This window comes from Acetobacter sp. DmW_043 (assembly GCF_002153485.1).
Classification (GTDB): Bacteria; Pseudomonadota; Alphaproteobacteria; order Acetobacterales; family Acetobacteraceae; genus Acetobacter; species Acetobacter thailandicus.
Window position 1 is genome coordinate 31,856 of sequence record NZ_JOMN01000004.1, and the last position, 12,534, is coordinate 44,389.

Here is a 12,534-nt window from a genome sequence, read left to right on the forward strand (position 1 = left end):
AGGCCAGCACCCTGATATTTACCTGCTACCTGGCCATCGTGTATCGAACAGAGACAGCACATAAAAGCAGGGAGCATTCCTCTTGGATAAGCAGACGTCTGACCTGACCTCTCTCCTTGAAGATGCTCTGACAGTCAGGCAAAATCTTTCTTTTTACAGAACTCGCGTCAGAGAGCTCTCCCGGCATTGCGACCAGCAGGAAGCCTCACATAACAAAAGAATAAACGATCTTCAGGCTGAAATTCAGAGCCTGCACCAGCAGGCGGAGGCCTCACGCCATGCACTGGCGAGCCTGAAGGCCTCATCATCATGGCGGCTGACAGCACCACTCAGAGTAATAGCCCGACTGGCACATAAGGGGCTGACCTTTGCAAAGCTTCTCGCGACAGGCCGCTTTGCTGACATCCGCACTCTGTTAAAAAAGGCGGGGGTAACACGTCCCTCCGTTAAAGATTGCGCATATACTCCAGGCGCTATCCTCATTCTTTCCCGACCGGATGATACATCCGGCATGGCACGCGCACTTAGTGCCGCTCTGACGGCTGCTGGCTTTAAAGCTGAGACTGTCAGCTCCATGCCAGATATCTGCACAGCACAGTTCTGTTTTGTCATTAACCCGCAAAAGTTTGAGGAACTTCCTCCCGCTACCCACCGGATATGTGTGCAGCCAGCATTTACACCAGGTTCGCTGCCTGAGAACTATGTGGCAATGTTAAAAGACTCACGGGCCGTACTGGCAGAATCACAGCAGGAGATAGAAGCTCTTGCACAGCAGGGCATTACCTACCCCTCAGTATTTTATGTGCCAGAACCCGGTAGTGAAGGTGATTTTCACTTCTTTCTCTGTCGCCTGATGATGGCTCTGGGAGCAACAGATTTCTCAGCCCTCTACGATCAATGCGCGCAGCATGAAATAAAAACTCAGCTTATTGCGCTCAGCCTACCCGAAACCTTTGAACGCCATGAGTTATTAAAAAGCAAAACCTCTGCTGCGCTGGTGTTTCCTGGTCTGCGTGCCACACCGGGGTGGGTCGGGGCTGCCTGCAGCTTTAAATACCTTGCCAAAAAACTACTTGAGGCCGGGGTCGAACAGGCTCTTATTTTTGAAGATGATGCTGAGTTTACAGAAGGGATGAACCCCGAAGATATTCTCAGCTTTGCTCTGAAAATTCGCCAGGAGCATTGCAGGTGGGATGTCTTTTCGGCCTTCATCTCTGACCTGCACCCTGACGCCACCATCTCCTCAGTGTTTGAGGCAGACGGACGGCAATGTGTTCTGCTTAACCGCATGGTCGGCATGGTGTGCAATGTCTATTCACGCAATGCACTGACACTGATCGCAGAGTGGGATGAAACAAACCCTGATGTCGGACACAACACGATTGACCGTTACCTTGAAGCACATGATGACCTGAAAATCGTCACGACCTGCCCCTTTCTTGTCGGACATAATGAGGAAATGACCTCATCTTTATGGCACGTAAAAAACAGCACTATGAACCATGCCTTCACGACAAGCTCGAACCTGTTATTCGAGAAAATCTGGCAGTTCAGAACAGAGAAAGCTCTTAAACAGGGTAAAGAATAACTCTCACTTCAATATAATCACGCTGCTTTTACATCATTTCGCGCCAGAAACTGAGTTGCCTTCGGCTCATCATGCCTATATGGTCACCCGCATGAATTCCGTCCCTTTCGCCGCTGACCTGATGTGGTGTGCCATAATGGCGCAGGCGAAACGCGCGACTCTGACCTCGGACCTCCTCCTACGACTTATCTGCCCCTGAGCGGTCACAGCGGCCTCGTGCCGTCACGCTTAGGGGATAGTGAACTGTAGCCTGCTTTCCGAACTCAGAATCCGTTTACAAGGACATTTCTCATGTCATTCGATCACCCCTCTTTCGGCAAAATAGACGCAAGCCGCGTCATCATCTTCGACACCACCCTGCGTGATGGCGAGCAGTCTCCCGGGTTCTCAATGAACCTGGCTGAAAAACTGCGTATGGCTGAAGCTCTGGCCACACTGGGTGTGGATGTTATTGAGGCAGGCTTTCCGGTCGCCTCAAAAGGGGACTTTGAATCCGTTAATCAGATCGCCCGACACACGAAAGGGTCTGTCATCTGTGCCCTGGCCCGCACAGGTGGAGCAAAAGATATTGCCGCCGCAGGTGAGGCACTGGCTCAGGCTGAACGCAAACGTATCCACAACTTTATCTCCACCTCTCCGCTGCATATGAAATATAAACTGCGGATGGAGCCGGAGACTGTTCTGGAACTGATTACCACCGGCAATACAGCAGCCCGCAACCTGACAGACGACGTTGAATGGTCAGCCGAAGACGGCTCCCGCACAGACCCTGACTTTCTGTGTCGCTGTGTTGAAGCTGCTATTAAAGCCGGTGCCACAACTATCAACATCCCCGACACCGTAGGCTATGCCACGCCGGAAGACATGCTGCGTATTTTTTCTATGCTGCGTGAGCGCGTACCCGGTGCTGATCAGGTAATTTTCTCAGCTCATAACCATAATGACCTTGGCCTGGCCGTTGCTAACACACTGGCCAGTGTCGAAGGTGGCGCACGCCAGATCGAATGCACTATTAATGGCATTGGTGAACGTGCCGGCAATGCCGCTCTTGAAGAAATCGTTATGGCATTGCGCACCCGCAACGACCAGTACCCGTTCACAACGGGCATCAACACCCCTGACCTGCTGAAGGTGTCACGTATGCTGGCAACCATTACCAGCTTTGACGTGCAGCCGAATAAAGCCATTGTTGGCCGTAATGCCTTTGCTCATGAGAGCGGCATCCATCAGGATGGCGTGCTGAAAAATGCCGCAACCTATGAAATCATGACCCCTGAAAGCGTTGGCTGGACCCGCTCATCACTGGTCATGGGCAAGCACTCAGGGCGTGCAGCCTTCCGTGATAAGCTGAAAAGCCTGGGTTACGATGGCCTGGATGATGCCAAGCTGAACGATGCTTTCTCACGCTTTAAAGACCTCGCAGACCGAAAAAAAGCAGTCTACGATGAAGACATCATCGCTCTGGTAGACGACGAAGTACGTGACCATGCACATATTCGTTTTGAACATCTGAAGCTTGCCTCTGTCTCTGGCCAGCCTTCTGACGCAGAGCTGACGCTTAATGTTGAAGGCAAGGTCATCACAAGTCAGGCAATTGGCAACGGTCCGGTTGATGCAGCATTTAATGCACTTCAGGCTGCATTTCCACATGATGCCAGGCTGGCGCTGTTCTCAGTCGCTGCTGTAACTGAAGGAACAGATGCTCAGGCCCGTACGTCAGTCAGGCTTGAAGAAGACGGAAAAATGGTTGATGGCCAGGGCGCTGATGCAGACACGGTTGTCTCTGCCGTGCGGGCCTACGTTCATGCACTGAACAAATTACTGATCAAACGTGACCGTACGGAGCCTGAAGCACTTACAGTCTGAGCTGATTATACCGGGGGTAAAGCCCTCTCCCCCGGTATAGAAAACAATTGTTAATGTTTTTTCGTAATGTTTCTTGCCGAAAAGGTCTTGTGCCTCAGGTGCTGCATAGGTAATTCCTCCTTCATATGAATTAATCTGATCCATGCAGAGAAAAAGGCCTCACTACTCTGCTGTTACGATCACATAGTGCGGCCCTTAAACCAGGAGTCCTGGATGTTATCTCGTCTGCTAGGTCTCATGTCCGCTGACATGGCAATTGACCTGGGTACTGCTAACACTCTTGTCTATGTTAAAGGGCGCGGCATCGTTCTTAATGAACCGTCAGTCGTTGCGATTACCGAAATTAAAGGCAAAAAGCAGGTCCTGGCGGTCGGGGAAGAAGCAAAGCTGATGGTTGGCCGTACACCGGGCAATATTACTGCTATTCGCCCGATGCGCGACGGTGTTATCGCCGATTTTGATGTTGCTGAAGAAATGATCAAACATTTCATTCGCAAAGTGCATAATCGCCGGGCCTTTACCAGCCCGCAGATTATCGTTTGCGTACCCTCAGGAGCAACAGCCGTTGAGCGCCGCGCCATTCAGGAGAGTGCCGAAAGTGCCGGTGCACGCCGTGTATTCCTGATCGAAGAGCCTATGGCTGCAGCTATCGGGGCCGGCCTGCCTGTGACAGAGCCCTCAGGCAGCATGATTGTCGATATTGGCGGCGGCACAACCGAGGTTGCTGTTATCTCGCTGGGTGGCATCGTTTATGCCCGCTCTGTACGCGTTGGTGGCGACAAAATGGATGACGCCATTATCTCCTACATCCGGCGTACACATAATCTGCTTATTGGTGAGAGTTCTGCCGAGCGCATTAAAATAAAACTGGGGTCAGCCATGATGCCCGACGACCCGGATGACCAGGGCCCCTGGCTTGATGTCAAAGGGCGTGACCTGATTAACGGCGTCCCCCGCGAGGTACAGGTCTCTCAGGCACAGATTGCTGAAAGCCTGATGGAGCCGATCAGCCAGATCATTGATGCTGTGAATACAGCACTTGAAAACACCCCTCCTGAACTGGCAGCGGATATTGTCGACAAAGGTATTGTGCTGACCGGTGGCGGTGCTCTGCTTTACCGTCTGAGCGATGTGCTGCGTCTGTCAACCGGTCTGCCTGTCACAGTTGGCGAAGACCCTCTCTCATGTGTCGCTCTGGGCACCGGGCGCGCACTGGAAGAAATGAAACGCCTCCAGAATGTGCTGACATCGATGTACTAATTACTATAGTATCGTCGGGGAGTTCTGTTAAAACAAGATTCTCTGACGATTAATACTATTCTCTTCGGCCTGCGTGACAGAAAGGATGTATCGTAAACCATGAGACAGAGGAGACTTCCCCTCCTGCGTGTCTGCACTTTACGATACAGTGGGGCTGTATAACCGTGATTCCTGTCTCCATTCAGCTCCGCCAGGCCCTGAACAGGCTTACGCTCCCCGCACTCATTCTTCTTTCTGCCGGTATTATAATTGCCGGTCAGGCTGATCGTAAAAGAAGCGAGAAGGTACGTATGTGTGTGGCCGATGCTCTGGCCCCAGTGTGGTCGGTTGTGACCGCAGCGGAAGAGCGCGCCATTGCTGTCACATCGGCCTTACATGAAGCCAGCCATCTCGCCTCGGAAAATACCCGCCTCAGAACAGAGAATGAGAATTTACGCCGGTGGTATGATGTCGCAGTCTCTCTGACCAGAGAAAACGATTCACTCAAAACGGCCCTGCACTGGATTCCCGAAGACGCTCCAACCTTTGTCACGGGACGAGTCGTTGCAGATAGCGGCAGTATTTATGCGCGTGCTGTCCTGCTGATTGCGGGAGCAGACAGTGGTGTAAAAGCAGGCAATATTGCTCTCGCAGCTAACGGGCTGGCAGGGCGTGTAACAGAAACCGGCGCTCATTCAGCCCGTGTATTGCTGATTACCGATATTTCAAGCCGCCTGCCGGTACTGCTTGAATCAAGCCATGCCCCTGCCATAATGGCAGGCGATAACTCCCCTATGCCCAAACTCATGTATTATGCGCAGGACATACACCCGCTGGAAGGAGAGCGTGTCGTCACAGGCGACCAGGCTGGTGCTTTTCCCGCAGGCCTGCCTGTTGGTACAGTACATTATATTATGCCGGGACGACCTGTCGTTATACCCTACGCAAAGCTTGATCATCTTGTTTTGCTACGCATTTTTAATTTTGGTCAGGCTCAGGTTGAAGCTCCCGATGCACCAGGTCACGTACCACTGGCACCGCCACATAAAACGCAGGAGCCTCCGTTTACTAAGCTTTTTAACCAGGGATAAGGGCATAATACACTCATGAAGCCCGATTCCTCCCGGAACTCCTGGGAAGCAGAAATTCAGCCTCATCAGACCATCTGGAGCAGGCTGGACCACGGTGCACGGCGATTGCTGCCAGGTATTCTCTGCTTTTTCATCATTATTATCTGCGCGGCACCTCTGCCTGTGCCTGGCATTACTGAAATTCTGCCTGCGTTTATGATCACAACTGTTTTTTTCTGGTCAGCGTGGCACCCCTCTTCTATGACGAGCCCGGTGGTTTTTTTACTTGGCCTTTCTATGGACTTTGTCAATTTCACCCCGCTGGGGGTTAGTGCGCTGCTCCTTTTACTTGTTCATAGTGTCGCTTTTTATTCACGTTTTGGCATTACACGCCTGCCTTTTCTGCTATCATGGCTTATATTCGCTTTTATTGCCCTCGGTGTCTGCCTGCTACAATGGAGCTTTGCCTGCCTGTTCAGACTACACATCCTGACACTGTCCCCGGCTTTATTCGAAGCGACATTGTGCGTTGGTTTCTACCCTGCTCTCTCGGTTCTGTTCTCCTGGGTTATCCAGAAGTTCAACGACCGGGAAGATATCTGATGCAGAAAGATGGTGCATCATGAGGTTCAAACGCCGTAAGCGCGATATAAAGCGCCTTATGCCTGCCAAAACTCAGAAAGACCCCTCACGCGGTATTTTTACGCGCAGGGCCTTGCTGATTATGGCCCTGCAAACTGGCGCTCTGGGGCTTCTGGCCCGAAAACTTTATGGCCTGCAGGTTGAAAATGGCGATAAATATGCACGCATGGCTGCAAGCAACCGGGTTAGCAAACGCTACCTGGCACCACCGCGAGGCCATATTGTCGATCGCTATAACGTAGCACTTGCCAGTAATAAGGAAAACTGGCGCGCCCTTCTGCTGCCCGAAGAAACGACAGATGTGAACGGCACGATTGAGCGGTTTTCAACTATCATTCCACTTGATGAGCATGACCGTGCCCGCATTTTGCGCGAAATGCGCCATAAACGCCGTTTTGTCCCGGTTATGCTGCGAGACTTTCTCTCATGGGATGAGATGGCCCGCATTGAGCTTAATGCGCCCTCGCTCCCTGGTGTTCTGATCGATGTCGGCACACGGCGCGTCTACCCTGAAGGTGAGTCTCTGGCCCATATTATCGGCTATGTTGCGCCCCCCAACGAGCGCGATGTCGCACGGTCAGCCCTGCTGGCTCTCCCTGGTATGCGTGTCGGGCGTGCTGGTATTGAACAAAGCCAGGACACAACACTCTGCGGCACAGCAGGCTCTGTCGAAATGGAGGTTAACTCAGTTGGCAGGGTTATCTCTGAGCTGAACCGGGCTGAAGGTACATCAGGGACGAAAATTGGCCTGACAATCGACAGCGTGCTGCAGCATGCAGTTCTTGGTCGCATTGGTGATCAGACTGCCTCTGCCGTTGTCATGAATTGCCGCAATGGTGAGGTGCTGGCAATGGCCAGCACACCTTCTTTCGACCCCTCACTCTTCGATAGTGGTGTCAGTCACACACAATGGCTTGAATGGATCAACAACGAACGAACCCCTCTGATCAATAAAGCAGTTGCCGGTGTGTACCCTCCGGGCTCAACTTTTAAGCCTGCGGTTGCCATGGCAGGCCTGAAGGCTGGTCTCATTTCTCCTTCCGACCGGGTCTTCTGCCCTGGTCATCTGGACGTAGGCGGCACGCGCTTTCACTGCTGGTCACGATGGGGGCATGGGTCACTTGACCTGCACCAGGCCCTTAAATTTTCCTGCGACGTGTATTTTTATGAGATGGCACGCCGCATCGGCATGGACCATATTGCAGAAACCGCCCACAGCTTCGGCTTAGGCACTCCGCTTGATATTGAGCTGCCACATACCCGCACCGGCCTCATCCCAACCCCGACCTGGCGACAGGCACACCACCACCACTGGAATGGCGGCGATACCATTGTCAGTGGGATTGGCCAGGGATTTGTGCAGGTGACCCCCCTGCAACTGGCAACCTATACCTCGCGCCTGGCAACCGGGCGGGCTGTGCAACCCCACCTTGTACGCTCTCTGAATGACGAAACCGGCCCACAGGCAACGGCCGAACACTGGCCGGAACTTGATATGCCCGCTGCCGGGCTGGCTGCCCTGCGTAGTGGCATGTTTGCCGTGGTAAATGAACCCCATGGCACAGCCCCCAAAGCAAAACTGACTATTCCGGGTGTTATGATGGCCGGCAAAACCGGCTCGGCTCAGGTCAGGCGCGTATCGCGGGCGCTGCGTGAAAGCGGACACTTCAACTCGGCCAATCTGCCGTGGGAATACAGGCCACATGCCCTGTTTATCTGCTTTGCACCCTACGATAATCCACAATATGCAGTCTCGGTCGTTATTGAGCACGGTAACGCAGGTGCAGAAGCCGCGGCCCCGCTGGCACGCGATATCATGACTGACACACTTCTGCGCGACCCGGCAAACCACATCACACCACCACCTGAGCGTGTTGCTGACGCATCAGACACACAATAGACAATGAAATTTCACAAACGTCTGCTACGCGCCGAACCGAGCTTTCGGCTTTTATCCAAACTCTGGCGTATCAGCTGGCTTTACGTTCTGCTGATCTGCACACTTGCTGCCGCAGGATATATCACACTTTACTCTGCTGCCGGCGGAGCTCCTTACCCGTTTGCAGCACCTCAGGCCGCACGTTTTGCTGTGGGACTGGTGATGATGATCACCATTGCCATGCTGCCACCCAAAGTGCTGATACGCGCCGCGTGGCCTCTTTATATTTTTTCTGTTGCTCTGCTGGCAGCTGTTTTGCACATGGGGCATGTTGGCAAGGGGGCTGAACGCTGGCTTATTATTGGCGGCGTACAGGTTCAGCCCTCTGAATATGCAAAAATAGCTCTGGTGCTTGTTCTGGCTGCATGGTTCCATCGTCTGAACCACAGGCAGATGGGCAACCCGCTCTGGCTGCTGCCCCCGGCCTTTATTGTTCTGCTGCCCGTTGTGCTGGTACTTAAAGAGCCAAACCTCGGCACAGCAACAATTATTGGTGGTATCGGGGCAGCTCTTTTCTTCGCTGCGGGCATGAGGCTATGGCAGATTGTGTTGCTTGTACTCCCCGTCCCTTATCTGATTAAAGTTGCCTACAGTCACCTGCATGACTATCAGCGCGCCCGGATTACCACCTTTCTTAACCCCGAAAGCGACCCCCTTGGGGCAGGTTATAATATTATCCAGTCAAAAATTGCGCTGGGATCAGGCGGCATGTGGGGACAGGGTTACCTCAAAGGCTCTCAGGGGCAGCTTAACTTTCTGCCTGAAAAACAGACTGACTTCATCTTCACCATGATCGCGGAAGAATGGGGTTATGCCGGTGCATTAACAGTTATCAGCCTGCTGCTTATCATTATCCTTGGCGGTATGCTCATGGCCATACGCAGTCGCAACCGCTTTGGCCGCCTTGTCGCACTGGGAATCAGCGTCAACTTCTTTCTCTATTGCCTGGTCAATCTCTCAATGGTCATGGGAGCGATCCCTGTTGGTGGTGTTCCCCTGCCTCTTGTGTCTTACGGTGGTTCAGCAATGCTCAACGTTATGATGGGTTTTGGCCTGCTGCTCTCAACATGGGTGCATCGTGATTCCCGCTTTGGGGAAAGCGAGCCTGACTAAAAACCAGGCCGGTCCCCTGCCACACAAGAAGACCTGTATATCTGTAAACAGATTACTCACTGAGAGTAAGCAATCTTTAACGGCTGCTAAAACCAGAGAAAAATATATCCCTTTTATCACACCGATGTGATAAAAACCCCCGACTGTCGTGGTAAGAAATAAGATAACACCCCACCTTAAGGGCCAGCGATCTACCTCACGGCATAGTCTGATAAAGAATAATAATGCTGCACGGAAAATCTTGTAATATGCCAGAAACGTCCCCTGATTCTTCAGAGTCCTCTTTTACCGTAAAAAGTGCTGTCATTGGCATACTGGCGGCAACAGCCGGGCTTATGTCCGGGCTGGATATCGGTGTGATATCAGGTGCGCTTGATTTCGTCTCACGCGAATTTCATGCCTCGACCATGCAGCAGGAATGGATTGTCAGTGGCATGATGGCCGGTGCGGCTATCGGGGCTATTCTGGCAGGGTGGCTGGCCCGTATTACAGGCCGCAAATGGTCTCTTGTTATCGCCGGTATTATCTTCATATTCGGCTCTCTTGGATGCGCGGTGTCATGGTCAGTCATGAGCATGATTGTAAACCGTGGACTCATGGGGCTTGCCATCGGCATTGCAGCTTTTACCTCTCCTCTCTATCTCTCAGAAATTGCCAGTAAAGAAACACGCGGCGCCATGATCGCCACGTACCAGCTGATGATCACGGTTGGTATTCTGGTCGCTTTTATCAGTGATACATTATTCGCTTATCATGCGCAGTGGCGGTGGATGTTTGGTGTTATTGTTATACCGGGCGTTTTATTTGTCATCGGCGTTCTTTTTCTTCCCTACAGCCCTCGCTGGCTGATGATGAAGGGGCGTAAAAAAGAAGCACACAGCGTGTTAGAAGACCTTCGCCCTGATTCACATGATACAGCCGCAGAAATCCGCTCAATTGAAGCACAGCTGACGTCAAGAAAAGGTGGTTTTTCTCTGCTGAAAAGCAACTCTAACTTTCGTCGCTCAGTTGCTCTGGGTGTGTTGCTTCAGGCCATGCAGCAGTTCGCCGGCATTAACGTCATTATGTACTATGCGCCCAAAATTTTTGCTCTGGCAGGCTTTGTCGGCGAATCTCAGATGTGGTGCACGGCTGTTGTCGGATTTGTTAATGTGCTTGCAACGCTGGCAGCCATTGGTCTTGTAGACCGCTGGGGCCGTAAGCCTATTCTGTACTGTGGCTTTGCCACCATGGTTTTCTCTCTGGCCGGCCTGTCATGGCTGAATATAACAGGCATGGAAACCCAGACCGCCAGCATAATGTGCGTATTCTTTGTGATGATCTTTATCAGCGCACACGCTATGTCCGCCGGGCCGCTCATGTGGGTGCTGTGCTCTGAAATTCAGCCCATGAAGGGGCGTGACCTCGGCATTACCATTTCAACACTCAGCAACTGGATCTCCAACATGATCGTCGGGCTGTCTTTCCTCAGCATTCTTAACGGGCTGGGCGGCGGCTGTACTTTTGCTCTGATGGCCGGACTCAACGGTCTTTTTCTGCTCCTGACCTGGCTTTATGTCCCTGAAACGAATGATGTCTCTCTGGAGCAGATTGAGAAAAACCTGATGATGGGTAAAAAATTAAGAAACATAGGCCAGTAACCCATTTTACGCCGGGGGAAACCCCGGTAAAAAATTTAAAACATATATAAATATCAATATGTTATAATAACATTTTACAACCATACCCTTGACACATTCTGAACAAATTCTATATCGTCGCTAACGTGAAACGGTAGAATATTCATTTTATTCCTTATTAACGTTTCCCCAGCTGCAAAGCACCCCATCCCCCGACCCCGTTCAACGGGGTTCCTGCGCACATATTGTTTTTTAAAGACAGGATTCGCCAGAGTGATGACTCCCTATACTCCCCTGCGCCCATTTCTGGCCTCTGCTGTTGCTTTGCTTGCTCTGGCAGGATGTGAACGTAAAAGCACTCAGTCAGGGGCAATGCCGCCACAAAGCGTTGATTACGTAACCATGCATACACAGTCGGTGGTCATGACCACCAGCCTGCCTGGTCGTACTGATGCTTTTGAAATTGCACAGGTACGCCCTCAGGTAACCGGCATTATACAAAAACGCCTGTTTATTGAGGGGGCTGACGTTGTTGCTGGCCAGCAGCTTTATCAGATCGACCCCTCACGCTACCAGGCAGCCTACACCACGGCAAAAGGTCTCCTGGAAGAGGCAGAGGCAGCTGAAATCACAGCCCGCGCCAAGCTTGACCGTTACCGCAACCTGGTAAAAGACCACGCTGTCAGCCGGCAGGAATATGACGATGCTCTCGCCACTGAAAAAGAAGCTATGGGGCGTATTCTCAATGCAAAAGGTCAGGTTGAGAGCGCACAGGTCAACCTGAACTACACAAAAATGAATGCGCCCATTACAGGGCGTATCGGCCGTACCCTGATTACTGTTGGTGCGCTGGTTACTGCCAATCAGACCAACGACACAGCAACCATTACGCGCCTTGACCCGATTTATGTTGACGTGAATATGCCGGCCATCACACTGCTGCGCCTGAAGCGCGAGCTGGCTGAAGGCCGCCTGAAACGTCAGCCCGATGGCCGGGTGCCTGTCTCTCTTACCCTTGAGGATAATTCGGCTTACGAATTTAAAGGGCGCATGGCGCTGTCTGAGGTTAACGTCAATACCTCGACCTCCTCTGTTGTCATCCGTGCTATTATGCCTAACCCACAGAAGCTGCTTCTGCCGGGCATGTATGTTCATGCCCAGCTTGAAGAAGGTACAGACCCCAACAGCATTCTGGTCCCGCAAAAAGCTGTCAGCCACAACTCACATGGTGACCCTGAAGTCTGGGTTATCAAACAGGACGATACGGTTGAGCGTCGCAAAATTCAGACCAGTCAGGCACTTGGTGACAACTGGCTTGTAACAGCCGGTCTGCAGGACGGAGACCGCGTTGTGGTAACAGGCCTGCAAAAAATCAAACCTGGCGGCCACGTTAAGCCGACTGAGGTTGCCTCAGCACAGCCAGAAACCACAGAAAACCTGAACAGAGGACACTGACCT

Annotated in this window: 9 protein-coding genes; all 9 read left to right on the forward strand. The window is 52.2% G+C overall.

Annotated elements, in window-relative coordinates; all coding sequences use genetic code 11:
• The first annotated feature begins 82 nt into the window (after positions 1-82).
• The 9 genes from HK11_RS01170 to HK11_RS01210 all read left to right on the forward strand — a co-directional run bounded on the left by HK11_RS01170 (position 83) and on the right by HK11_RS01210 (position 12,531).
• Entirely contained in the window at positions 83-1,588 is a 1,506-nt protein-coding gene (locus tag HK11_RS01170) for a hypothetical protein (RefSeq protein ID WP_086553517.1), read from the forward strand.
• Positions 1,589-1,879: 291 nt separating this feature from the next.
• Entirely contained in the window at positions 1,880-3,454 is a 1,575-nt protein-coding gene (locus HK11_RS01175; RefSeq protein ID WP_086553518.1) for a 2-isopropylmalate synthase, read from the forward strand.
• 213 nt (positions 3,455-3,667) lie between these two features.
• On the forward strand, positions 3,668-4,714 hold the full coding sequence (locus HK11_RS01180; RefSeq protein WP_086553519.1) for a rod shape-determining protein: 1,047 nt from the start codon (positions 3,668-3,670) through the stop codon (positions 4,712-4,714).
• 164 nt (positions 4,715-4,878) lie between these two features.
• Positions 4,879-5,784, forward strand: a complete 906-nt coding sequence (gene mreC, locus HK11_RS01185) for a rod shape-determining protein MreC (RefSeq protein ID WP_086553520.1) — start codon at positions 4,879-4,881, stop codon at positions 5,782-5,784.
• A gap of 15 nt (positions 5,785-5,799) precedes the next feature.
• Positions 5,800-6,366 carry a rod shape-determining protein MreD gene (locus HK11_RS01190; RefSeq protein WP_086553521.1) on the forward strand — a complete coding sequence of 189 codons (567 nt, stop codon included), beginning with the start codon at positions 5,800-5,802 and terminating at the stop codon, positions 6,364-6,366.
• Positions 6,367-6,385: 19 nt separating this feature from the next.
• A complete protein-coding gene (mrdA, locus tag HK11_RS01195; RefSeq protein ID WP_086553522.1) occupies positions 6,386-8,305 on the forward strand; it encodes a penicillin-binding protein 2 in 1,920 nt (639 codons plus the stop codon).
• Positions 8,306-8,308: 3 nt separating this feature from the next.
• Positions 8,309-9,457, forward strand: coding sequence for a rod shape-determining protein RodA (rodA, locus tag HK11_RS01200; RefSeq protein WP_086553523.1), 1,149 nt, complete (start codon positions 8,309-8,311; stop codon positions 9,455-9,457).
• Between the two features lie 248 nt (positions 9,458-9,705).
• Entirely contained in the window at positions 9,706-11,097 is a 1,392-nt protein-coding gene (locus HK11_RS01205; RefSeq protein WP_086553575.1) for a sugar porter family MFS transporter, read from the forward strand.
• Positions 11,098-11,352: 255 nt separating this feature from the next.
• Positions 11,353-12,531 carry an efflux RND transporter periplasmic adaptor subunit gene (locus HK11_RS01210; protein WP_086553524.1) on the forward strand — a complete coding sequence of 393 codons (1,179 nt, stop codon included), beginning with the start codon at positions 11,353-11,355 and terminating at the stop codon, positions 12,529-12,531.
• Positions 12,532-12,534 lie beyond the last annotated feature (3 nt).